Raw genomic sequence first — 24,417 nt, forward strand, 5'->3', positions numbered from 1 at the left:
GACAGGAATAGCTTACCTATGTGGTTTAAAAATCTTCGGTTTTATCAATTCAGCGAGACCTTTTCACTGCCTGCTGACTTCTCTGAACAATTAGCTGAACACAGCTTCCATCCCTGCTCACGAACGGATCAAAGCTCGTTTGGCTGGAGCTCGCCGTTTGGTGCGGATAATGAAGTGCTGACCCACAACCTGGGTAATTGCTGGCTGCTGTGTGCAAAACGTGAAGAAAAAGTGCTGCCCAGCACCGTGGTTAACGCCCAATTAGAAGAGAAGGTCCGCCAAATTAGCGAAGCTGAAGGCCGTTCCGTGCCGCGTAAAGAGAAACAAAATTTAAAAGAAGATTTAATTCATCAGCTTTTGCCACAAGCCTTCAGTCGCTTTCGTCAAAGCTGGGGTTACATTGATTTGGATCGCCAAATTATTGCAATTGATGAATCAGCGGCTAATAAAGCTGAAGACTTTTTGGGACTACTGCGATCTTCCGTAGGATCTCTGCCAGTGCGTCCTGTCAGCCCGGGCGATGCCGTTGAAACCTACCTGACTCAGTGGTTACAAAGCAACGATTTACCCAACCCATTTGAGTTTGGTGATGAGGCCGAGCTGCGCTCCCCGCAAGCCGATGGCGGTATCATTCGTTGTAAGCAGGAAGATTTAACCCGCGACGATATTCAGGCACATTTAGCCGGCGGCAAACAAGTGACACGCCTGGGGCTCGTGTGGCAGGAAAACGTAGAATTTATTATTGAAGCTGACATGGCTTTAAAACGGGTCAAGCCCACCGATCGCCTGCTTGACGCTAAAGATGATCTGGTTGATCCCAGTCCGGAAGAGAAAATTGATGCCGACTTTGCCCTGGTCAGTGCAGAAGCCGGACTTTTATTCGACGATTTAAAACAGGCTTTTGGTTAAGACAATAATTTCAGCATTTGGCGGTAGGATTCCTGAACCGATTCCTGCTGCCAAAAATCATCGGTCTTAATAATCCCGCGCATTTGATACTCAACAACAGTCACGCTGTTTTTGTTCGGTTTTGCATTTCCGGTCAGCAGGCTGGCCAAATGCACGATATCGCAATAATTCACCGTTATTGCATCATCTAACTCAATACGACCTTTATGAAAATGCAGCGGCACTTGCACCAAGTTAGGTGTGAACTGCCAATAACGCAGAATATTGCTACCTAAGGGTGAACTAAATTGGGTGATGCATTCATTAATAAATGACGGATTGGCAAAACTGCTTTCAAACTCATCGGCCATACGCAGAATTGGGGCTATACCAATACATGAAACCATACCGGCTAACAGCGACACATCCTGATGCAAACGATGACCAATGCCTCTTCTCTGTAAGTCCTGGGTTATAACAACCGATGCTGCTGCAATTTCCCGACTTTCAGTAATAAACTGCTCAGAAAACATCTTTACAATGTCGTTGTCCGACTTAAACACCTGCTCCATCGCCATCGCCAATGCGAGAGTACGAATACGGCGCATACCAATACGCGTCAATGCCTGCATCAAGCTCTCGGCTTTACTTCTTCCGCCCAAATAAGCACTGTTTGCCAGACGGATCAGCCGCGCACTCAATACCGTATCCTGTTGGATAATATGACTGAGATCATGGAGGTTACACTCGGGATCCATGGTTGCGTTTCGCACTTGTTCTGCAGTTTCAGGTAAACTGGGAAGCTTAAGCTCATCGCGCTGTAGTCGCTCGTCAATTAGCAGATATAACGCATTTTGCGATGACATCTCGAATCCTTATTATTATGGTTTTCTTGATTCTGGAAAAACTTGGCAGTAGATTAACAGAAGTTTTCAACAACACAATTTAGACAAAAGTCATATTATGAAAAAAACACTCTTTAGTTTAGCCCCTCTGGCGCTGATTTTAATGGCCTGTAGCGATTCTCAACCCACTAATAACGAAGCAGCACAGAGTTATGAATTAGTTGCTCAAGCTGAGCAAAGACTCGACATTTACACACCTTATCAGTTACAGACTGACCTTTCGCACTTATCCAGTAACCAGCAAGAAATGGTCGGTTTACTGATAGATGCGTCCCAAATTATGGATAACCTGTTTTGGCAGCAGGCTTTTTCGGGTCATAAGGAAGAGCTTTTACGCAAGACAGAAGAAAAAGCTCGTCAATTTACCGCCATTAATTACGGGCCCTGGGACCGTCTTAATAATAATACGCCCTTTTTAACGGGCTTTGGCGACAAGCCCGAGGGTGCTAATTTTTATCCGGCTGATATGAGCAAAGCTGAGTTTGAAAGTGCAGACCTTGCTGACAAAAATAGTTTATACACCTTGTTACGCCGTGACGAGCAAGGTGAGTTAATAACCGAACCTTATTCTGAAGCGTTCGAAGACTCTTTGACTCAAGCCGCTGATCTATTACGTCAGGCGGCAGATTTAGCAGAAAGCCAGGACTTTGCCAAATACTTGCGTCTGCGCGCAGACGCTTTTTTAAGTAATGACTATCAGCCATCCGATATGGCCTGGATGGAAATGACCGACAACGATGTTGATGTGGTTATTGGCCCTATTGAAAACTATGAAGATCACCTGTTTGGTTACAAAACCGCCTTTGAATCTTATGTTTTAATTAAAGACAAAGCCTGGAGCCAGCGCCTGGCTAAATACGCAGAGTACCTGCCGCAATTGCAGCAAGGGTTACCTGTTGAGTCCGCCTACAAAGCCGAAGTTCCCGGAGCTAACGCACAGCTTAATGCCTACGACGCGGTGTATTACGCTGGCCATTCCAATGCGGGCAGTAAAACCATTGCCATTAATCTGCCCAACGACGAGCAAGTTCAGCTAGAGAAAGGTACCCGCCGTTTACAGCTAAAAAACGCAATGCAGGCAAAGTTCGACAAAATTCTGCTGCCCATTTCGGAACAATTAATGGTGCCGGAACAACGTGAAAACATTACCTTTAATGCGTTTTTTGCCAACACCATGTTTCACGAAGTGGCGCACGGCTTAGGCATTAAAAACACCCTAAACGATAAAGGCACAGTGCGCTCGGCGTTAAAAGAGCACGCGTCGGCGTTAGAAGAAGGCAAAGCCGATATTCTGGGGCTTTACATGGTCACTCAGTTATTTGAACAAGGCGTTTTAGCCGAAGGCGAACTGGAAGATTACTACACCACCTTTATGGCCAGTATTTTCCGTTCAGTCCGTTTTGGCGCCTCAAGCGCGCACGGCAAAGCGAACATGATTCGCTTTAACTACTTTGCCGACGCCGGTGCTTTCCAGCGCAATGAACAAGGCCAATACGCCATTAATATGAAAAAAATGCGCGAGGCAATGAATAGCCTGTCGGAAAAAATTCTTACCTTGCAAGGTGACGGCGACTACAAAGGTGTCGCTGAGCTGGTTGCAACGTTAGGTGTTGTCAGCCCGCAGTTAAAAGCCGATTTAGACAAGCTTACTGATGCCGGCATTCCCGTCGATGTCACTTTTGAACAAGGCAAAGAGGTGCTCGGGCTGTAGCATTGGTGGAGGATTGAACCACGAGCGCTGAGGTTACAGGAGCTAATGTGGAGGACGCCCGTGAATACATCCCTGTAGGGCTTGGGCAGCGCCATCCGTGGCGCTGCACACCTCCTCATTAGCTCCTGTAACCGTTGGGCGCACTCATGGTTCAGTCCTCCACAGACTTCCAATGGTAGACAGGGCCGGATGCTCATTTGTTTCGCTTAAGCATTGAGACTCCTGTGGCGGAGACGCTACGAGTTCATCCATGAACGCTTGACGAAGGCCATCCATGGCCTTCGACACTCCGCCACAGGAGTCTCAACACTCATAACGCTTACAAATGAGCATCCGGCCCCGACCTCCCGACTTTCTTGTTGCGTTGTTCATATATTCGATCTACCATATATATGGAATTTCGGATATATAGTGATACCCATGACCACAAACGTTTTATTTCTTTGTACCGCCAACTCGGCTCGTTCGTTAATGGCCGAAGCCATTTTGCGCCAGTTTGGTAACGATGAGTTAGAAGTTTACAGTGCCGGTACGGAGCCAGCTCAGCCCCGGCCAGAAGCAATAGAAGCTTTGCAAACGCTGGGAGTCAGTACCGAAGGGTTACGTTCAAAAGCGGTCTCAGACTTAAGCATTTCTGAATTCGATTACGTAATTAGTTTATGTGACCGGGCCCGTGCTGAATGCCAGCTTGACTATAAAAATAATCATTTTATTGCCTGGGATTTCCCTGATCCCGTTAACAGCAATCAACCAAATGCCTTTAAAAAAACCGCTCATGAACTGAGTGAGCGCATTAAAATGTTTTTGCTGATTCTGCGCAAAAACAACAGTAAATCGCATTTGTTTAATGCACCGGAAGACTTTTTCAAAGTCATGGCCGATCCACTACGCTTAACTATGATCAGTCTGTTGGCAAAACACAAAGAACTGTGCGTGTGCGAGTTTGTGGATGCTACCGGAATGTCACAACCTAAAGTCTCGCGTCACCTCGCTCAACTGCGCGAGTATGGGCTACTGACTGACCGCAAAGATCAGCGCTGGGTTTACTATCAGCTCAACAAAGCTCTGCCCGACTGGATGCGTAAAGTCATTATCACTACCGCCGACTACAACCCACAACTGATTAAAAATATCGACAATGGGTGTGTTTGAAGGTTTTATCGGTTTGGGTGGCGCTGCACAAGCCCTACAAGGACGTATTCACTGGCGTCCTCCACTGTAGTTCATGTAACCTCAGCGCTCTTGGTTCGGCATTTCACCTGACGCAATAGCGTCAGGTTACATCAAGAATACAACAGGAGTCTTTTATGACGATTAAAGTAGGAATTAACGGTTTAGGCCGTATCGGTCGCCTTGCGTTGCGCGTGGCGTGGGATAATCCTGAGCTGGAAGTTATTCAGGTAAATGACCCCGGAGCTGATGCTGCAACCTTTGCTCATTTGCTGAACTTTGACTCCGTACATGGGCGCTGGGTTCATGAGGCCAGTGCCGACGGTGACAACTTAGTTGTCGACGGTAAGCACATTGCCTTTTCACAACATAAAACCATTGCCGACAACAACTGGAGCGGCAGCGATGTCGTACTGGAAGCGTCCGGCAAAATGAAAACCGTTAATGTGTTGAATGAGTATCTTGAGCAGGGCGTGAAACGCGTAGTCGTTTCTGCTCCGGTGAAAGAGCCCGAAGCGCTCAATATTGTTGTTGGCGTTAACGACCACCTTTATGACCCTAATAAACATCAGATAGTGACAGCAGCTTCCTGCACCACCAATTGCCTGGCGCCGGTGGTAAAAGTTCTGCAGGACAAAATTGGCATTAAGCACGCGTCAATTACCACTATTCATGATTTAACCAATACTCAGAGCATTTTGGACGCGCCGCACAAAGACTTACGTCGCGCACGGGCTTGTGGCATGAGCTTAATTCCAACATCCACCGGCTCAGCCACCGCCATTGTCGAAATTTTCCCGGAGCTGAAGGACAAAATTGACGGCCATGCGGTGCGGGTTCCTTTAGCAAACGCATCATTAACCGACTGCGTATTTGAAGTCGAGAAGCCCACTTCGGTAGAACAAATTAACGGCTGGATGAAAGAGGCCGCTGACGGCGAATTAAAAGATATTCTGGGTTACGAAGAGCGTCCGCTGGTTTCTATTGATTACAAAACCGACCCGCGTTCCAGTATTGTCGATGCACTCTCAACCAAGGTGATTAACGACACGCACGTTAAAATTTATGCCTGGTACGACAACGAGTGGGGCTACGCGAACCGTGCGGTCGAGCTGGTAGCTAAGGTCGGCTAATGCTCAGTCAGTTCTCCCCTGCCATTCGCCAGTACTTAATCGTTACCGGTAATTACTGGGCGTTTACGCTAACTGACGGTGCGCTGCGCATGCTGGTAGTACTGCACTTCTACCAGTTAGGTTACAGCGCGCTGGAAGTGGCCATGCTGTTTCTGTTCTACGAGTTTTTCGGCGTCGTCACCAACTTGTTCGGAGGCTGGCTGGGTGCCCGTTGGGGCCTCAACCGCACTATGAACATTGGGCTCGGCATTCAGATTGTCGCACTTGCGATGCTGCTGGTGCCGCCCACCATGCTGACAGTTATTTGGGTTATGGCCGCTCAGGCACTCTCGGGTATCGCCAAAGACTTGAATAAAATGAGTGCTAAAAGCACCATCAAGCTGCTGGTGCCCGATGATAAACAAGGCCAGCTGTATAAGTGGGTCGCTATACTCACGGGTTCTAAGAATACACTTAAAGGTGTTGGCTTTTTCCTGGGCGGATTACTCCTAACCTTAATTGGTTTTCAGGGCGCGGTACTGGCTATGACAGTAATGCTTAGTCTGGTCTGGATAAGCAGCCTTATATTTCTGAAAAAAGAGTCCGGAAAAGCCCAGTTCAAACCCAAATTTAAAGACATTTTATCCAAAAGCCGGCCAATAAATATTTTATCTCTAGCCAGGTTTCTGCTGTTTGGTGCGCGCGATGTCTGGTTTGTGGTTGCGCTGCCGGTATTTCTTGCCAGTCAGCTCGACTGGAACCATTGGCAGGTTGGCAGTTTTCTCGCGCTCTGGGTTATCGGTTACGGTTTTGTGCAAAGCATTGCGCCTAAGTTTACCCAAAGCCGCAATGACGTCCCCAAAACCCAGGCCATTGTCTGGAACGCCTTACTTACGCTCAGTCCGTTAGCACTCACTTTGGCGTTATGGCAAAGCCTGCCTGTTACCCTCAGTATTGTCATTGGTCTGGGCTTATTCGGCATTTTGTTCGCCATTAACTCATCGTTGCACAGCTATTTAATTGTCGCTTACTCACGAGCCGACGGTGTTTCGCTGGATGTTGGCTTTTATTATATGGCTAACGCCGCCGGACGTCTGCTGGGTACCGTTTTGTCGGGTTGGGTTTATCAACAGTGGGGGTTAATGGCTTGTCTAATGATATCAACACTGTTATTACTACTCTCTACTGCGGCAATCAGTTTTTTACCACCACGCGAAGTTATTGAGGATACATAATGAAATATTTGGTCTTTTTAGGTACCGTCCGTGACAGCACCCCACCCAAGCCGGCCCGGTTAGGTGAGAGAGTTGCGAGGGCTTGTGTCCAATATCTGGAGCAAACCTTCGATAATGCCGAAGTTGAACTCATTGACCCATTAGATTTCTCGCTCGATGGTGTTTTTAAGCCTCATTTCGCCTATCACGAAAATAAAGTCCCCGAGCAGCTTAATGCGCTGGCGAAAAAGATTGAGGCAGCGGATGCCTACGTAATGGTCAGCCCGGAATACAATCACTCCATGAGTCCGGCATTGGCAAACTTACTGAACCATTTTGGTGCGTCTTTATATTCTTACAAACCCAGTGCTATTGTAACCTATTCGGCGGGTCAGTGGGGCGGCGCCCGGGCTGCAGTTAATATGCGTACCTTTCTTGCCGAGTTGGGGTGTTTGCCCGTATCAGCCATGATCCACGTGCCTAAAGCGCAAACGGTGTTTGAAGACAACGGAAAATTCACGCAAGCGGTTGAAGATACGGATCGCTGGGTTGGGTATTTCGGCCGCACGTTAAATCAGTTATTCTGGTGGGCTGAAGCTGCCAAAAAGCAGCGCGATGAACTTGACCCCCGAACGTTAGCGGCTGATTTTAAACGTGACCCGTCGCAACGTAATGCACCGGACGGTAACGAATAAACTATGGACGCAAACCAGATTCAGACGTTTAAAAAACAACTGGAAGAACTGAAGCAGCAATTACTGCAAAGCGAAGAGGCCAGTAAAGATGACACCAAACCGGTTGAGTTAGACCAACAAAGTATTGGTCGCTTATCTCGTATGGATGCCATGCAACAACAGCAAATGTATCAGGAGCAGGCACGCCGCAGAAAGGTTCAGCTGCAAAAAGTTGACGGTGCCTTACGCCGCATTGAGTCGGAAGAGTTTGGTGAGTGTTTTGTTTGTGGTGACGATATCAGCCTGAAGCGTTTACAGTTTGACCCTACTCAAACACGCTGTATTGAATGCATGGAGAGCGCGGATTAGCGCTCAGGCCCCCAACCTTTTCGTTGCAAAATCACGGCCTGAATTTAGACCCGCTTCGTACCCCTGCTGTAACAGTTTTTTATCCCGGGTAAAGCGTCCGACCTTAAAATCATCAGGTGGTGCTATAATAGTCACTTTACAGTCAACGGGCGGTTTTTCGAGAAATTCCAGTGCGTCATTATAGTTTTGCGAACGCTTTAACATAACCTCTTGTAAGGCCGGGTAATTTTTAAACAAACGTTTTATTAATGGTGTCATCCGGTCTGCTTTTTTTCGATAACCCAAAGGCCGTGAAAGCACCACTGTCAGCTCGCGCGCTCCAAGTTCATAAGCCTTTCTGACCGGAATAGCATCAGCGATACCGCCGTCAGTCATTGGCTCACCATCGACTTTGGGGTAATCGCGATACGCCAGAGGAATCGCGCAGGATGCCGGGAATATTTGATGCATATTCTCAGCATTCAGTATCGGATAATGCGCTTTCCCCGTCAGAATACTGGTTGTTACGACATAAAGCGGTATCTGGTGAGTTTGATAATACTCAAAGTCTAGCCAGACCTCGTCGTAAGACTGTCGCCATAGCCATTCAACGTCACAGAAATGGCCACCGCGAAGCCAGCGCATCATATCAATAAAGCGTTTATTGGTTGCAAACTCCGTAATGATTTTGTGACTGCGTCCTTTTTGCCCGCAAAGATAACCCACTAAATTAGTGGAGCCGGCAGAAACGCCTATCGCAAAATCAAAATCAAAAAAGCTCTGTTCAATGAAACCGTCTAAAACACCCGCAGCAAAAATGCCACGCATAGCGCCGCCTTCAACGATCAACGCCTTGTTATACACCGCCCAACTCCTCGACAACACGCTCAAGTACTAAGGTTTCGCGGTGAACGGAAAGCCCCATGGAATCGGGCTTAGCCTGAATTACTGCCTGGTTATGTTTAATGGCGTCATCCAGAGTGACCCACAGCGGCTTCATACCGTTAGCAATTTCATAATCTTCCATGGCTGTCGCCGTTTGCTCATCATGAATATCACACTCGTACCAATGCGACTTTTGATAGCGAATAGGCCATTGCGGCTTCCAGTAAGGAGTGTGTTCTGTAACAAAACCAAAGTGTTTCGGTTGTCCCTTAATCAGAACACCCGCTTCCTCTTTTAACTCGCGATGCAAAGCGATAATTTCGTCTTCCTGATCATCAATGCCGCCGCCCGGAAAGCTAAAATCGTCGTAGCGCTCGGTATATAACATCAGAATTTTTTGCTGTTTCATAATAATTCCCCGCACCGCTTTACGCTGCAGGATGTTACCTTCTATTTTATCCAGTGAAGGATGTTTCATATCTGCGAGTAAACGCATACTGCCTCTTACCTAAAATAATGAGTTATTGATGTATAAATGCGCTATAACACCCGCACCATAGCCAAGCGCAATAACCGGCGCCCATTTTAAGTGACTGGCAAACGTATAAGCACCTCTTGCCTGCCCCATTAACGCCACGCCGGCTGCTGAACCAATTGATAACAAACTACCACCAATGCCGGCAGTCAGAGTTATCAATAACCACTGGCCATGAGACATTTCCGGCGACATGGTCAATACCGCAAACATTACCGGGATGTTATCAATAACCGCAGAAATAACACCTAGCGCAATGTTGGCTGCCGTTGCATTCCATTCCAGATACAGAAAGTTAGACATAATAGAGAGGTAGCCCATAAAACCTAAGCCACCAACGCACATGACAACACCGTAGAAGAACAATAAGGTGTCCCATTCGGCACGTGATACCCGACTGAATACATCAAAAGGGACGACACCACCTAATCGCTCCAGCTTTTTCTGATCCCCCTGTCGCTCAGCCATCGCTCTTTTCCGGGCCAGTGACCCGGGCAAGGTCATACGCAGGAAATAGCCAAAGAACTGCAGGTAACCTAAGCCCATCATCATGCCGACAACCGGCGGTAGGTGCAGGAAGGTTTTTAACACCACAGCCGTTGCGATAGTGAATAAGAATAACGTCAGTATTCGCAGCGCCCCACGCTTTAATTCAACGTGCTCAACTAAGCTTGCCGGCTTGCGATCAGGAATGGCTAATGACATGAAAAATGCCGGTATCACATAACTGATCGCTGCAGGAATAAAGAGTGCGAAGAATTCCGTGAATTCAACCACGCCCGCCTGCCAGACCATTAGCGTGGTAATATCACCAAACGGACTGAAGGCACCACCGGCATTAGCGGCAACCACAATATTAACGCAGCTTATGGCAATGAATTTTTTATCGTCCTGAGCCACTTTCATAATAACCGCACACAACAATAAAGCCGTGGTTAAGTTATCCGCAATAGGCGATACGAAAAACGCGATAACACCGGAAAGCCAGAACAACTGTTTATAAGAGAAGCCTTTTTCCACCATCCAGGCTCTGAGCCCATCAAAAAGCCGGCGCTCTTCCAGTGCATTAATGTAGGTCATAGCGACCAGCAGGAACAGCATCAGTTCAGCAAATTCCAACAAGGTATGTCGGAACGACTCTTCGGTAACGCCAGGTACACCAGCAGACTGATAATACCAGGCAATGAGTATCCAGATGAGGCCAGCCGCAACCAATACAGGCTTTGATTTTCTTAAGTGGATCTTCTCTTCAAGCATGACCATGAAATAAGCCACGGCAAAAATCACCAGGGCAACAATACCCACGGCACTGCCGGTTAAATCAATAGGTCCTACTGCGGCATGAGCTGATACACTCGCCAACAATAACGCTAAAAAGACACCTAACTTCCGGTACATCGCTTTACGACTCTCTTAATTGATTAACGAAGAATTAATAACGGCGTTTTACTTTGTTCCAGCATAGAAGTGGTGGTGCTACCCACTAAAAACTGCCGGATTTTTGAGTGCCCGTAAGCGCCCATTATCATTAAGCCAATATTGTGTTTGTCCTGATACTCGTGCAAAGCAGATTCTACATCACCTGCAACAATGGCTGTTTTAACCTTATGACCACCGTCACGCAGTGTTTTTTCTGCCCAAGTCAGTTCTTCTTTATTCGTATCGGAATCTGCACCAACCATCACGACATGAATCGGCATACCCGAAAACAGCGGGCTTTTCGACAGCAGTTCGATTCCCCGTTTAGAAGTACCGCTGCCGTCGTAAGCCAGCATTGCGCTTTCTGGCTTGACGAAGATATCCGGGCTTAACAAAATGGGCTTGTGTACACGACGTAAAAGGGTTTCCAGCTGACTGCCAATATGGTCACCTTTGGCGTGATCTTCGCCGTGCAAACCCAGCACTAATAACCGAGTTTCCGGCTCCAGTGCCAACACGCTTTCGGTGAATTCACCGTGGCGCTGACGCATGGAAATATCGTGAACTTTGTCATTAGTCAAAGCCTGCTTTTTCGCTTGTTCAAGCAGATAATGACCTTCCTCTAACAAGAGCTTCGCTTTTTTGGCATCCAGTTCAGCGAGTTCTTCCATCAGTTTTTCTCTGCTGCCCAAACCAATATTGCCACTCATATCTTGCGGAGAGTTTGCGTTCCCTTCTTCAATCACATGAAGAAGGGTCAGCGGCGCGGACAGCTTTGCCGAAGCCCAGGCTGCAGAATCAATTACGCCTTTAGAGGCGCTGGAACCATCAATACAGGCAATTACGTTTGTCATCGTCTTTATCCTTATTGTTAGTGACCACCAAGAATATCGTCGGCGCCCGGTTTATCGTGCACGCCGAAACGGTCAACAATGGTTGCGCTGGCTTCGTTAAGTCCAATAACTTCAACATCAGCGCCTTCGCGACGGAACTTGACTACAACGCGGTCTAACGCATTTACCGCAGTAATATCCCAGAAATGAGCGTTAGTCAGATCAATCACCACATCATCCAGGGCTTCTTTAAAGTCAAAAGAAGCAATGAACTTCTCTGAAGAACTAAAGAACACCTGCCCGGTTACGTTATAACGACGGCTAGTTCCTTCAGCGTTAACTTCGGAGCGAATGTGCATGTAATGTCCCACTTTGTTCGCAAAGAACAAGGCGGCGAGCAACACACCGACACCCACACCAATAGCCAGGTTATGAGTTGCAACCACCACTACAACCGTGGTGACCATAACAATGTTGGTCGATAGTGGATGTTTCTTCAGATCTCGTATGGAACCCCAGCTAAAGGTACCAATAGACACCATAATCATCACCGCAACCAGTGCCGCCATCGGTATTTGTTTGAGCCATTCGTCCAGCACCAGAATCATAACCAGCAGAAACACACCGGCGGCTAGCGAGGATAAGCGTCCGCGGCCACCCGATTTAATGTTGATAATGGACTGACCGATCATCGCACAACCGGCCATACCGCCGAACAGTCCGGCACCAATGTTGGCAACGCCCTGACCACGACACTCTTTATTTCGGTCACTTGGTGTATCGGTTAGGTCATCGACAATGGTGGCCGTCATCATCGATTCAAGCAAGCCAACAACCGTAAGGCCGATAGAATAAGGCAGGACAATCCATAATGTCTCTAAGTTAAGCGGAACATCAGGCCACAAGAAAACAGGCAAGGTATCCGGTAACTGCCCCATATCAGCAACGGTACGAATATCCATATTCACAGTCATTGCAATGGCGGTTAACACAACAATACAAATAAGCGGTGATGGCAACAGTTTGCCAATGAATGGCAGGTAAGGAAAACCATAAATAATAGCCAGACCGCCTATAGTCATTGCGTAGACATGCCAGGTAACGTCGGTTAACTCGGGTAGCTGCGCCATAAAAATAAGAATACCTAGGGCGTTGACAAAGCCGGTCACCACCGAGCGTGATACAAAGCGCATCAACTCACCCAGTTTAAGGTAACCTGCAACAATTTGCAGGACACCGGTCAATAAAGTAGCAACTAGCAGGTACTCTAGCCCATGGTCTTTGACCAGGGTCACCATAAGCAGTGCCATTGCCCCTGTCGCGCCACTAATCATCCCTGAGCGACCACCGACCAAGGAGATAATAACTGCAATACAGAATGACGCATACAGGCCAACTTTAGGGTCAACCCCGGCAATAATAGAAAATGCGATAGCTTCAGGAATCAACGCTAAAGCGACCACGATGCCTGATAATAAATCGCCTTTAATATTGGAGAGCCAATGCTCTTTAAGGTGCTTAATCATAACGGTATTAATATCCAGGTTAATGTATGTAAAAACTCAACACGTTAGCCACTGACTTCGTCTTTAAAGTCAACCAGCTCAACATGACAAAACGTTTCTGTTGGTAACTGCTCCGTTTTTGGCTTTTTCAATTACCAGACTGAAGCCGTATTTTTGCAGGCTTCGAATAAGCATAGCCTCTACCTGAGGTTGTTGCTTTGGTATGAATACAGTGATGTAAACTGGGTTATTTTCACTGCCTTCTAATTTCGCGAGTTCTTCTTGCTCAACTGACTCGAGTTTTTTTAACCGTTTCATTTCCGCGACAGCCCACGCAGAAAATTCATTCGCATGGCGAAACTGTTTATGTGCATTATTCAAAGCCAATCGCAACATCACAGTTTGCATTGCACTGTATAGACTAATATCTAATCGGTGCATCACTTTTCTCGCTTCAAATGATGTTAAATTAAGCTGTAAATGTTAAAAAATTAAACATTAAAGCAGAGTTTTAATAAAAATATAACAATGAAAGAATTTCGCGCAGAAATGCGCTAAACACAGCGAAAGCCGTATTCTAGGGTGGCGTCAAATTAAAAGAAAAAGCCGTTAAATTTGCCATTTAAATAAAGTAAAACTTATATTAATGAGGGTTCGGCGCGGATAATACAGAAAGACACGAGAAAAGTAAAACTTTGTTCCAAATCAATGCGCATTAGGAAGCGCTATTTACTCACTTTATGCTAAAATATTGCTCTGTGTGTTTTATAACACGACAGTTCCCGATAAGCTTTTTAAGTGGTCACTAATGGAAGAGGATTTAAAGATGAAACATGTTGCTGCCTGTATCGATGGCTCTGCGTCAACATTATCCGTATGTGATTACGCCAGTTGGGCGGCATTGCGCTTAGAAACGCCATTAACGCTGTTTCATGTTCTGGATGAAACTCGATACCCCGCCGCCCCCGATATGACCGGAAACATTGGTTTGGGTAGCCAGGAGGCTTTGCGTGAACAATTAACAAAACTCGATCAGCAACGCAGCAAACTCGCGCTTGAGCAAGGTCATCATATGCTGGAAAGCGCAAAGCAACGGGCTATACAAAAGCGTGTTAAAGACGTTAACTTACGCCAGCGACACGGCGACTTAACGGAGTCTTTGCAAGAAATTGAAACTTCTATGCGACTGCTTGTAATCGGCCTTCATGGTGAAAACACAAGCCGCACTAACCGCGTGGGTAGCCAGCTTGAAACCGTTGTACGAACCATACACCAGCCTATTTTAGTCGCACCGGAAGAATTTACAGAGCCTAAAAGTGTCATGTTGGCATTCGATGGCAGTGACGCTTCCCGCAAGGGCATCCGCTTGTTAGCCGAGAGCCCAATTTTCAGAGGCTTGCCACTGCATCTGGTCATGATAGGTGCTGACACAAGCGACAGTCACGCCTCTATAGAAGCCGCAGCAAATCACCTGACTGAACGAGGACATAACGTACGCTTTGAGATACGCTCAGGTGACGTTGAACCGGCACTTCATGCTTATCAAAAAGAGCATAATATCGACCTTATGGTGATGGGCGCTTATGGTCATTCACGTATTCGCCAGTTTTTTGTGGGCAGTACCACCACCAATTTATTACAAACGACCAACTCGGCTTTATTGCTGCTGCATTAATTGCAGATAAGAAGACTTAAAGGAACATAATATGACGCCAGACTGGGAAGAGTTTGACCTCGATGACCGCCTAATTGCGGTTCTTCGGGAGGCCGAGCTAAATAAACCAGCAAAAGTACAGCAACAGAGTATTCCCACCGCTCTTGATGGTCGGGACTTACTCATCAGTGCGCCGACAGGAACGGGGAAAACCTTAGCCTTCCTGTTACCGGCACTGCAGCATTTACTGGATTTCCCACGCCAACAACCGGGTCCTGCACGTATTCTCATTCTGGCTCCGACTCGCGAGCTGGCTGAACAAATTCATCAGCAGGCAAAACAGTTTGAAGGCAAAACCGAGCTATCGTCGGTAGTGGTTACCGGAGGCATAAACTATGGCTCACAACTGTCGTTATTAGAAAAAAACCACGACATTCTGGTGGCCACCCCCGGTCGTCTAATGGATTTACTGGAAGCCGAGCAATACAATCTGGAAGGCATAGAATGGCTGATTATCGATGAAGCCGACCGTATGCTGGATATGGGCTTTGCCGGAACCGTAAAAGAAATGGCTTTACAAGCAAGGCATCGCCAACAATCGTTGTTGCTGTCGGCAACACTGAATAGCTCCGGCGTTATTAAGTTTTCCCGCGAGCTATTAACTGAGCCCGAATACATTGATGTACAACCGCCAAAGCGTGAGCGCGGTAAAATTATTCAATGGGTACATTTAGCGGATACCGATGAGCATAAACGAAAACTTCTTCTGAGTACGCTTCAGGCGCATTCCGGGCGACAGTTTGTATTTGTACGAACCCGCGAGCGTGTGGAGCTCATTGCCAATTTCTTGCGCAGCCAGTTTCGCACCTCTCGTAAAATTGTCACGCTGCGGGGCGATATGCCACAAAGTGACAGACAGCGCATTATGAACGAACTGAAGCAAACAACAGATATTACCTTAGTTGCGACGGATATTGCCGCGCGAGGGCTGGATGTTGATGACATCACTGTGGTGGTTAACTATGACTTACCCAAGCAGGCCGATGTTTATTTGCATCGAATTGGCCGTACGGCCCGCGGTGGGCAAAAAGGTATCGCTATTTCCTTAGTCGAAGCTCACGATGCTTTACTACTGGGGCGTATTGAACGTTATTTAGACGCCAAACTTGACCGAAGAGCCATTGACGGTTTGAAACCTCAGTATAAGTTTCCGTCGACAGAAAAGTCCAGGGCTAAGAAAAAAGATAAGAAGAAAAAAGACAAAAAGAAAAAGTCGCGTTAATGCATTTTTTTTCTCAGGTGATGCCAGATAAAGTAAGCAATAACACCACTGGCATCAGCGAGCCAATCATAAACATCGGCGCCGCGACCCGGCGCATAGGCCTGAGCCACTTCAATTAATAACCCATAGCAGGCCAGAAACAAAAGTGATAACTTAGCCGATAAAGCGAAAGCCCGGTGGAAGGTCAAAGCCAGCACAAAGAAAATCACAAAATGAACCAGTTTATCCAGATAAGGAATGCCCGGGGCTCCGGAACCTGGAAACTGCCACAAAAACAAGAAAGTCGCTATTGAAAGCAACACAAAAAATATGACTCTTGCCAGCATAATTGACTTCTCTTTAAATTAAGGCGTATAAACCGATACGTTGTTGTAGCCATTTTCGTGCAATAGCAAAGCCTGCATACGGCTCATAATACCCTGTTCACAATACAACAAATACTCACGACGTTGATCGAGTTCAGCAAATTGAGTGGCGAGTTTAAAAAAGGGAATTTCAATAACCTCTACGTCTACCGACAAAGGCGCCGCTTCAATTTCTTCATCATTTCGAATATCGACGATGGTTGTATGACTTTCGAGTTCCTTGGTGGTTTCCGGCAATGCCAGTTCTTCATCAGTTTGAGTAGCAATATCTTGCATACTGAGTACGTCAGCTGCCTGCACGACTTTATCCAGCAAGTCCTGATCGAGCTTCGCTTCTTCGGCTTCAATAACGGCCGGAATGGCTTTTACCGTCGGTTTATTCGAAATAACCCCACAGTATTCAGGAATCGACTTAGCCAGAGGCTCAGTACCAATACGTTTCGCTGTGTCCACAATTTCTTGTTTGTCTTTGGTAATCAGCGGCCGCAACACTAACCCCGAAGTTGCCTGGTCAATGATCCGTAAGTTTGACAGCGTCTGGCTGGATACCTGACCCATAGCTTCGCCGGTGACCAGCGCCTGCGCTTTGACATAGTTCGCTACTTTAGCGGCAACCCGGAGCATCTGGCGTTTTAGTACCACCCCCATCTGGCCTTTATCCACATTCGTTAAAATATCATCCACAACAGGCGCGAAATCGACACTGATAAACTGAATAGGATGTGACGAGCTATAACGTTTCCATAAGTAGTAAGCGATTTGCCGAACAGCAACTTCGTGGGCATCGCCGCCTAAGTTAAAAAAACAGAAATGAGTGCGCGCACCACGACGAATAAACTCATAAGTCGCCACGCCTGAATCAAAGCCACCACTTAACAGTGACAGCACCGTTTCCTGAGTAGGAATGGGGAAGCCGCCTAAACCCTCCATACGCTCACCGACTAAATGCACAACCTGATTGGTAATCTGAAGGGTGATTTCCTCGTCCGGTTTTGCGAGGTTTACCGATGCATCAGGAACGCGTTGCAGTAAATAACCGCCAACGTAGCGTTCTAACTGCTGAGAGCTGAACTCATGATGGCCTTTGCGCTTCACCCGCATTGCGAAGCTTTTACCGGGCAGACGTGCTAACCAATGCTCACCAACCAATTCTGTAATGGCGTCAAAATCAGTTAAGGGCTGTTCAATGACCTCGGCGAACCAAGAGATACCCGGTGTGCTTAGCAGAACATCTTTGATATCACTGCGCACCTTTGCATCGTCACTATCAGCGGTAACTTCAATACTATCCCATAACCATTTGACCGACACCGAGTCATCGACCGATGCCAGAATTTTACGCAAATTATTGGTTAATATTTTACCGTGACGCTTACGCACAGAGCGGCTTTTAATCGTAATTTCAGCGTGCAGGCGAACAACAAACTTCATAGAAAATCGTCAAGTCTCCGGGAAAGAGAGCAATTATACGTGTCCTGCCGGACAGAAACCAGCACTCAGTCGATAACGTCAATTGGATCGGATTCTGCCGCCTTACCCTGCATTATGGATATTTCAACACGACGATTTCGTTTGCGGTTCTCTTCTGAGTTATTCGGAACCAATGGCTTGGTATCTGAATAGCCCATGACCACCATGCGATCCTCGCTAAAGTCCTCGACTTTGAGCATTTCTTCCGCAACCGCAACCGCACGTTTGCTGGAGAGATCCCAACGCGATGAGTAAATTTCCGAGACCAGCCGTTCGTTGTCACTGTGTCCTGAAACCGTCACTTCACCCGGTATATCTTGCAACGCACCAGCAACTTGCTGAATAACCGGCCGGAATTGCGGTTGTAAAAATGCAGAGCCTTCAGGAAATGAGCCCTGCTCACGTATACGAATGATGACTTGCTGACCATGCTGCTCAAGCTCAATGGTTCCGGCTTTAATCTCATTTTCAAGCTGCTTCTCAATACGACGCATAAGCTCTTCAGACACTTGAGCCATCGCTTCAGTATTTTCTGATTCGGCCTCTTTTTGATCTTCCGCACTGTCCGATTCCTGACCACCACGCTCGGTTTGCTGACCACCGGCAAAATCCGATTCACCTTCCTGAAACTCCAGCATTTGCTGAGTCATTTCAACGGTTTGTTGCTGAATGGTTTCTATTGGGGTCGGTTCAGGACGCCCGGGCCGGAACTCCTTAGCAATAACACTGGTGCCTTTAGGTATATCTTTAACTTCAATTTTATTTTGTACGCCCAGAGCATACTTCATTGAGCCGGCAATTTGTTTAAACTTCATTACGTCCATTTCTGAGAAAGCCAATAACAGAACAAAAAAGGACATTAATAATGTCATAAGATCAGCAAAGGTTGCCATCCACATGGGTAACCCAACCGGCGGACAATTACAATCTTCTTCTTCTTCTTCTTTGGCTTTTTCTGAGGCCATAACTACGCGTCCTCATCCTCATTACCGATTCGTTTTGACTCGGCCAGATAATTACGCAAAATTCCCTCTATTACACGGGGGTTTTGACCATCCTGAATCCCTAAAATAGCGTCCAGTATGAGTTGTTGGTTCAGCTTTTCCTGTTCTGCCCTTAATAACAGTTTGTTGGCAAGAGGAATCGCAATAACGTTGGCCAGAAAAGCACCATAGAGCGTTGTTAACAAAGCAACAGCCATCGCCGGACCAATAGCCTTAGGATCATCCATGTTAGCTAACATCGCAACTAAGCCTATTAAAGTACCAATCATACCCATAGCAGGGGAAACGTCACTCAGTATTTTAAATACCCGGGCACCTTCTTCGTGACGCGAAAAGCTCATTTTTATATCTTTAGACAACGTCTGGCGGACAACTTCGGCATCGTGGCCGTCAACTAACATGTCCACGCCTTTACGAAAAAACTTATTAGAGATTTCGGCTTCTTCAAGTGCTAAAAAACCACCTTTACGTGCAGAGTCAGCCATTTCAACCGCGTTATCAATAAGTTCCTGTGGGTGCTCAATCTTAAAAGAGAACGCTTTTATCACCACCTTACCGGTCCCTAAAAACTGACTTAATGTAAAGTTAGACAAGGTGACAAATAATGATCCCCCAAATACAATGAATATTGAACGAGTATCTAAATAGAGCGTAACGTCACCGCCGAGAATCATTGCCATAATGACAAAGCCGATGGCGCCGATAATTCCTACGAGCGTTGCTATATCCACTCAGCTTTCCTCCCCGATTTACGTTTTCGCTTATGCTACTGTGCTTATTCTTAAACAATCGCAGCGTTCTGACAAGCGACATCTGATCATCTTACACAGGAATAATGAGATCATCGGCTGACATTCGGGATTCTTTATCGGATAATTAACTTTCATTCTAGTAGCAACGCGGCTCATAACAGATTTTAAGGCAGACTCAGCTATGGCAGAAGAACAGAAGCAACAATCCTTTGAACAGGCTCTGGAACAGTTAGAGCAACTGGTTAATGAACTGGAACAAGGCGATTTGCCATTAGAACAATCATTGAAAAAGTTCGAGCAAGCCGTTCAGCTGTCCCGCTCCAGCCAGCAGCAACTGCAACAGGCTGAACAAAAAGTCACCACCTTGTTGGCAGAGCAACAACAATCTGGCAATGATGAAAGCGATGGAGAACTGATGTGACGATTCATTCGTTAACAGCAGCAACACGGAAACAAGTCGACAGTTTTTTACAACAAAAGCTCGAATCGCTAACCTTAAATGAGCCTCTGCGCCAGGCAATGCAGCACGGTGTGTTGCTGGGAGGCAAGCGCATTCGTCCCTACCTGGTCATGACCATTGCGGATATTTGCGGTGCCAGCGAGGTTGACGCCATACGTGCGGCAGCGGCTATTGAGTTAATACACGCTTACTCATTAATTCATGATGACTTACCGGCTATGGACAATGACGACTTGCGTCGCGGTCAACCCACTTGCCACATTGCCTACGACGAAGCCACAGCAATTCTCGCGGGTGATGCGCTGCAGACCCTGGCCTTTGAAATACTGACCGAAACCGGCATGCAGCAGCTACCCGCTGAGCGTCAATTACAATTAGTCAGTGTATTAGCCAAAGCAAGTGGCGCTCGCGGCATGTGCGCCGGTCAGGCAATCGACTTACAGGCAACCGGCAAAGTTGTAACAGAGAGTGCCCTGCAACAAATGCACTTAAGTAAAACCGGTGCGCTGATAACTGCAGCGGCCAGTTTGGGGGTCTTATGTGGCAACAGCGACGCGCAGCAATGGCTGCAGAAATTCGAGCAATTTTCGCAATATCTGGGGCTGGCATTTCAAGTTCAGGATGATATTCTCGATGTTACCGGTAACACCGAAGCGCTGGGCAAACCGCAGGGCTCGGATACCGCATCTGAAAAATCCACTTACGTGCGTTTGTTAGGTATTGAAGGGGCTCAACAGCGCTTACAAAACTTACACGATAAAGCACTACAGTCATTAAACGATATCCCTTACAATACCGACATACTCAAACAATTTTCCGACTTACTGTTAAAACGGGATCACTAACTGAATGACTCAACAATACCCGTTACTCGATAAAATTAACTTCCCCCCTGACTTGCGTCGTTTATCACGCACGCAGTTACCGGACTTGTGTGCCGAAATTCGCCAATTCTTACTCACTTCGGTCAGTCAAAGTAGCGGACACCTTGCGTCTGGTTTAGGCACCGTGGAGTTAACTGTCGCTCTGCACTATATCTACCACACCCCTGAAGATAAACTTGTGTGGGATGTTGGTCATCAGGCTTACCCGCATAAAATACTGACCGGCCGTAAGCAGCAACTGCACACCATTCGTCAAAAAGATGGATTGCACCCTTTTCCGTGGCCGCAAGAAAGCGAATACGATGTCCTTTCAGTGGGACACTCAAGCACTTCTATATCCGCCGCTTTAGGCCTGGCTGTAGCCGCTGAGCGGCGAAATCTGGGGCAAAAAGTCGTGTCCATTATCGGCGACGGAGCCATGACCGCCGGCATGGCCTTTGAAGCTATGAACCATGCCGGTGACATAAAACCGGATATGCTGGTTGTGTTGAACGACAACGATATGTCTATTTCAGAGAATGTTGGTGCGCTGAATCATCACTTTGCCCGTCTTTTATCAGGGCGTTTTTATACCTCATTGCGCGAAGGCAGTAAAAAGCTACTTGGCCCGCTTCCGCCTATTCGCCATTTTGCCAGCCGTGCTGAAGAACACATGAAAGGCATGATGGCTCCGGGTACTATTTTTGAAGAACTGGGGTTCAATTATATTGGTCCTATCGACGGTCACGATGTCGAAACTCTGGTTAAAACCTTATCGAATATGCGCGACTTGAGCGGACCGCAGTTACTGCACATTGTCACGCAAAAAGGCAAAGGTTATAAACCCGCCGAGAAAGATCCCATTGGTTATCACGGGGTGCCTAAATTTGACCCGGCGGAATGCTGTTTGCCGAAAAAGGCCCCCGGCATTCCCAGCTACTCTGAAATTTTCGGCCAGTGGCTATGCGATACAGCCATTGACGATGTATTGCTAATGGCGGTTACACCAGCAATGCGTGAAGGCTCTGGTATGGTTGAATTCTCACAACGCTTCCCACAGCAATATTTTGATGTTGCTATTGCCGAGCAGCATAGCGTGACTTATGCGGCAGGCCTGGCGATTGCAGGGATGAAACCCATAGTTGCCATTTATTCCACCTTTTTACAGCGTGGTTACGATCAACTCATTCATGATGTCGCCTTGCAAAACCTTGACGTGCTGTTTGCTATTGATCGCGCCGGTATTGTCGGCGCAGACGGACCGACCCATCAGGGCGCCTTTGACTTAAGCTATCTGCGGTGTATACCCAATATGCTGGTTATGGCTCCAAGCAACGAACAAGAGTGTCTGGATATGCTGACCACCGGCTACCAGCACAAAGGTCCTGCCGCGGTTCGTTACCCTCGCGGAGCGGGCATTGGTATGGAGCTGAATAAAGGCAAAGCAATCGACATCGGCAAAGCAAGAACCATCCGTCAGGGCAAGGATATCGCGTTCCTCAACTTTGGTGCTTTGTTACCCGACGTCGAAAAAGCAGCCTCGGCATTTGACGCCACTGTCGTCGATATGCGTTTTGTAAAACCTTTGGACACCGACTGTATAGACGAGTTGGCCAATACCCATTCAGTGTTGGTAACTGTTGAGGAAAACGTTACAGCGGGCGGCGCGGGCAGTGCTGTCAGTGAATACCTTGTTAAGCAGACCAATAACTCTCGGGTATTCACCCTCGGATTACCGGATGAGTTTGTTAAGCACGGGTCGCAAGGAGAAATTCGAGCCGAGCTGGGACTTGATGCCGCAGGCATTGAACGTCAGGTAAATGATTTTATAAAGAAAGGCTAGAGCGCCTGCGGTCAGGTTTGTTTTAACCCAACAAACCTGATAACCACCAGCCTAAATGCAGCAGTACCGCCGAGAAAATCCCGGCTAATACATCATCCATCATAATGCCACTGCCGCCCTGCAGCTTTTTGTCTGCCCAGCCAATTGGCCCGGGTTTCCAGATGTCAAAAATGCGGAATAAGATGAACGCCGCCAGCAGCCAAAGAGGTTCCACAGGCAGTGCAAACATGGCGATGGCATAACCGACTATTTCGTCCCAGACAATAGAGGGGTGATCGTGCTCGCCCATAGCTTTGGCGGTGTATTGGCAGATCCAGATACCGGCGACAGTCATCACAACCAGCGCCAGCAGGTACTCCCACCAATTAAGCAATGCTAATAAAAAAACAAGGGGAATGCCGACCAGTGTTCCAAAGGTGCCGGGAGCTTTCGGCGCTAAACCAGAACCAAAGCCCAGAGCTAACCAGTGAACAGGATTAAACCAGGGCAACTTGGATTTAGGCATAATCGGGGAGCTCCTTAGTTTTCTTCCTGGTTCATGTCATTTTGCGAAAAGTGATTAAAACTTTTATAACCATCCGCAAGAGACCATTCATCGCCATGGTAACGAAGTTGAATTCCGCTGTGACCGCCATTGGTAACGCGACCTATACAAACCGGGCGAGTTTTATGGTGCGCCGTTAACGTTTCCAGTCGCCCCCGGTGCTCTTCCGGCAAGGTAAAGCAAAGCTCGTAATCATCGCCGGCGGTCAAAGCCAGAGCCAGAGCATCGTCAACGTTTAACGTTTCAGTTAAAGCCAGTGATAATGGCAGTTTTTCTAATTCTAATTGGGCAACCGCATTGGCAGCTTTCATTAAATGCCCTAAATCCGCTAACAAGCCGTCCGATACATCGATACAGGAACTGGCAACCCCACGTAAACTTTGCCCTAGAGCGACTCTGGGCGAAGGGTAATGCAAACGTTCAATAACTTGTTGCAAATGACGGCCGGTGGCACTGACTTTGTTCTGAGTAACTTGTAAACCAAGGCCGGCATCACCTAAGGATCCACTGACATAAATCCAGTCTCCGGCTTTTGCTCCTGAACGGGGTATCGCAGTGCCGCCGGGCAGTTGACCATGAGCGGTAACAGTAATTGTCAGCGGGCCTTTGGTGGTATCGCCACCGATAAGCTGGCAATCGTAGTAACTACAGATTTCATCCAGTCCACCACTAAACTCCTGCAGCCAGTCTTCATCCATTTTTGGCAGGGTCAATGCCAGACTCACCCAGCAAGGTTGAGCCCCCATTGCTGCCAAGTCACTTAAGTTAACGGCTACGCTTTTATGGCCGACTGAACGAGGTGGTGTTGTTTTATCAAAATGCACATCTTCAATCAGAGTATCAGTAACAATAACCAAGTCATGCTCAGGCATTGGTTGCACAACCGCTCCGTCGTCTCCAATACCCATAACAACATCGCCCCGCTTTGCGGAACGATGAGTGAAGTATTCATTGATTAGCGAAAATTCATCGCGGGGCATG

General features: G+C 47.3%; 25 protein-coding genes. 12 read left to right on the forward strand and 13 right to left on the reverse strand.

The annotated features are described in order from the left end of the window. The first annotated feature begins 18 nt into the window (after positions 1-18). Entirely contained in the window at positions 19-909 is an 891-nt protein-coding gene (gene rdgC / locus L8G48_RS07705; RefSeq protein WP_248264020.1) for a recombination-associated protein RdgC, read from the forward strand. Here rdgC and L8G48_RS07710 read toward each other — a convergent pair. After that, positions 906-1,754 (reverse strand): HDOD domain-containing protein, encoded by an 849-nt coding sequence (locus L8G48_RS07710; RefSeq protein ID WP_248264021.1) that lies wholly within the window; start codon positions 1,752-1,754, stop codon positions 906-908. The two genes, rdgC and L8G48_RS07710, sit on opposite strands and share 4 nt — an antisense overlap. Positions 1,755-1,851: 97 nt before the next feature. On the opposite strand from L8G48_RS07710, the gene L8G48_RS07715 reads away from it, so the two are divergent. From L8G48_RS07715 to L8G48_RS07740, 6 genes are all read left to right on the forward strand, one after another. After that, positions 1,852-3,504 carry a DUF8614 domain-containing protein gene (locus L8G48_RS07715; RefSeq protein WP_248264022.1) on the forward strand — a complete coding sequence of 551 codons (1,653 nt, stop codon included), beginning with the start codon at positions 1,852-1,854 and terminating at the stop codon, positions 3,502-3,504. A gap of 420 nt (positions 3,505-3,924) precedes the next feature. Beyond that, positions 3,925-4,656: a metalloregulator ArsR/SmtB family transcription factor gene (locus L8G48_RS07720; protein ID WP_248264023.1), complete on the forward strand. Its 732-nt coding sequence runs from the start codon at positions 3,925-3,927 to the stop codon at positions 4,654-4,656. A gap of 155 nt (positions 4,657-4,811) precedes the next feature. Continuing rightward, a complete protein-coding gene (locus tag L8G48_RS07725; RefSeq protein ID WP_248264024.1) occupies positions 4,812-5,807 on the forward strand; it encodes an ArsJ-associated glyceraldehyde-3-phosphate dehydrogenase in 996 nt (331 codons plus the stop codon). Next, positions 5,807-7,021: an organoarsenical effux MFS transporter ArsJ gene (gene arsJ / locus L8G48_RS07730; RefSeq protein WP_248264025.1), complete on the forward strand. Its 1,215-nt coding sequence runs from the start codon at positions 5,807-5,809 to the stop codon at positions 7,019-7,021. The genes L8G48_RS07725 and arsJ overlap by 1 nt, the downstream gene beginning before the upstream one ends. Then, the gene (locus tag L8G48_RS07735) at positions 7,021-7,695 is read left to right on the forward strand and encodes an NADPH-dependent FMN reductase (protein WP_248264026.1); all 675 of its coding nucleotides are present in this window, start codon (positions 7,021-7,023) and stop codon (positions 7,693-7,695) included. Before arsJ ends, L8G48_RS07735 begins: the two co-directional genes overlap by 1 nt. 3 nt (positions 7,696-7,698) lie before the next feature. Continuing rightward, positions 7,699-8,043, forward strand: a complete 345-nt coding sequence (locus L8G48_RS07740) for a TraR/DksA family transcriptional regulator (protein WP_248264027.1) — start codon at positions 7,699-7,701, stop codon at positions 8,041-8,043. Between the two features lie 3 nt (positions 8,044-8,046). On the opposite strand, the gene L8G48_RS07745 is transcribed toward L8G48_RS07740, so the two are convergent. The 6 genes from L8G48_RS07745 to L8G48_RS07770 form a co-directional block, all read right to left on the reverse strand. Next, positions 8,047-8,886: a patatin-like phospholipase family protein gene (locus L8G48_RS07745; RefSeq protein ID WP_348983648.1), complete on the reverse strand. Its 840-nt coding sequence runs from the start codon at positions 8,884-8,886 to the stop codon at positions 8,047-8,049. Further along, positions 8,879-9,403, reverse strand: coding sequence for an NUDIX domain-containing protein (locus L8G48_RS07750; RefSeq protein ID WP_248264028.1), 525 nt, complete (start codon positions 9,401-9,403; stop codon positions 8,879-8,881). Before L8G48_RS07750 ends, L8G48_RS07745 begins: the two co-directional genes overlap by 8 nt. A 12-nt stretch (positions 9,404-9,415) precedes the next feature. Beyond that, on the reverse strand, positions 9,416-10,840 hold the full coding sequence (gene nhaD / locus L8G48_RS07755; RefSeq protein ID WP_248264029.1) for a sodium:proton antiporter NhaD: 1,425 nt from the start codon (positions 10,838-10,840) through the stop codon (positions 9,416-9,418). A gap of 23 nt (positions 10,841-10,863) precedes the next feature. Further along, positions 10,864-11,715, reverse strand: coding sequence for a universal stress protein (locus tag L8G48_RS07760; protein WP_248264030.1), 852 nt, complete (start codon positions 11,713-11,715; stop codon positions 10,864-10,866). Positions 11,716-11,732: 17 nt separating this feature from the next. Beyond that, positions 11,733-13,220: a SulP family inorganic anion transporter gene (locus tag L8G48_RS07765; RefSeq protein WP_248264031.1), complete on the reverse strand. Its 1,488-nt coding sequence runs from the start codon at positions 13,218-13,220 to the stop codon at positions 11,733-11,735. Between the two features lie 78 nt (positions 13,221-13,298). Next, the gene (locus L8G48_RS07770) at positions 13,299-13,586 is read right to left on the reverse strand and encodes a hypothetical protein (RefSeq protein WP_248264032.1); all 288 of its coding nucleotides are present in this window, start codon (positions 13,584-13,586) and stop codon (positions 13,299-13,301) included. A gap of 439 nt (positions 13,587-14,025) precedes the next feature. Between L8G48_RS07770 and L8G48_RS07775 the strand changes: the two genes are divergently transcribed. Continuing rightward, entirely contained in the window at positions 14,026-14,874 is an 849-nt protein-coding gene (locus L8G48_RS07775; protein ID WP_248264033.1) for a universal stress protein, read from the forward strand. 31 nt (positions 14,875-14,905) lie between these two features. Further along, entirely contained in the window at positions 14,906-16,135 is a 1,230-nt protein-coding gene (srmB, locus tag L8G48_RS07780; RefSeq protein ID WP_248264034.1) for an ATP-dependent RNA helicase SrmB, read from the forward strand. Here the strand turns inward: srmB and L8G48_RS07785 are convergent. The 4 genes from L8G48_RS07785 to pomA all read right to left on the reverse strand — a co-directional run bounded on the left by L8G48_RS07785 (position 16,132) and on the right by pomA (position 19,705). Next, the gene (locus L8G48_RS07785) at positions 16,132-16,461 is read right to left on the reverse strand and encodes a VanZ family protein (RefSeq protein ID WP_248264035.1); all 330 of its coding nucleotides are present in this window, start codon (positions 16,459-16,461) and stop codon (positions 16,132-16,134) included. The genes srmB and L8G48_RS07785 overlap by 4 nt on opposite strands. Before the next feature lie 18 nt (positions 16,462-16,479). Further along, complete coding sequence (thiI, locus tag L8G48_RS07790; protein WP_248264036.1) at positions 16,480-17,931, reverse strand: tRNA uracil 4-sulfurtransferase ThiI; 1,452 nt, start codon at positions 17,929-17,931, stop codon at positions 16,480-16,482. Between the two features lie 65 nt (positions 17,932-17,996). Beyond that, complete coding sequence (locus L8G48_RS07795) at positions 17,997-18,935, reverse strand: flagellar motor protein MotB (RefSeq protein WP_248264037.1); 939 nt, start codon at positions 18,933-18,935, stop codon at positions 17,997-17,999. A gap of 2 nt (positions 18,936-18,937) precedes the next feature. Next, positions 18,938-19,705 (reverse strand): flagellar motor protein PomA, encoded by a 768-nt coding sequence (pomA, locus tag L8G48_RS07800; RefSeq protein WP_248264038.1) that lies wholly within the window; start codon positions 19,703-19,705, stop codon positions 18,938-18,940. Positions 19,706-19,907: 202 nt separating this feature from the next. Here pomA and L8G48_RS07805 point away from each other — a divergent pair, with 202 nt between their 5' ends. From L8G48_RS07805 to dxs, 3 genes are read left to right on the forward strand one after another with little or no spacing between them, the layout of a single operon-like run. Then, positions 19,908-20,147 carry an exodeoxyribonuclease VII small subunit gene (locus tag L8G48_RS07805; RefSeq protein WP_248264039.1) on the forward strand — a complete coding sequence of 80 codons (240 nt, stop codon included), beginning with the start codon at positions 19,908-19,910 and terminating at the stop codon, positions 20,145-20,147. Next, a complete protein-coding gene (locus L8G48_RS07810; protein ID WP_248264040.1) occupies positions 20,144-21,031 on the forward strand; it encodes a polyprenyl synthetase family protein in 888 nt (295 codons plus the stop codon). Before L8G48_RS07805 ends, L8G48_RS07810 begins: the two co-directional genes overlap by 4 nt. A gap of 4 nt (positions 21,032-21,035) precedes the next feature. After that, positions 21,036-22,892: a 1-deoxy-D-xylulose-5-phosphate synthase gene (dxs, locus tag L8G48_RS07815; RefSeq protein WP_248264041.1), complete on the forward strand. Its 1,857-nt coding sequence runs from the start codon at positions 21,036-21,038 to the stop codon at positions 22,890-22,892. Between the two features lie 22 nt (positions 22,893-22,914). On the opposite strand, the gene L8G48_RS07820 is transcribed toward dxs, so the two are convergent. Next, the gene (locus L8G48_RS07820; RefSeq protein ID WP_248264042.1) at positions 22,915-23,397 is read right to left on the reverse strand and encodes a phosphatidylglycerophosphatase A family protein; all 483 of its coding nucleotides are present in this window, start codon (positions 23,395-23,397) and stop codon (positions 22,915-22,917) included. 14 nt (positions 23,398-23,411) lie between these two features. Next, positions 23,412-24,416: a thiamine-phosphate kinase gene (gene thiL / locus L8G48_RS07825; protein ID WP_248264043.1), complete on the reverse strand. Its 1,005-nt coding sequence runs from the start codon at positions 24,414-24,416 to the stop codon at positions 23,412-23,414. Position 24,417 lies beyond the last annotated feature (1 nt).

Source organism: Idiomarina aminovorans, from assembly GCF_023155095.1.
Classification (GTDB): Bacteria; Pseudomonadota; Gammaproteobacteria; order Enterobacterales; family Alteromonadaceae; genus Idiomarina; species Idiomarina aminovorans.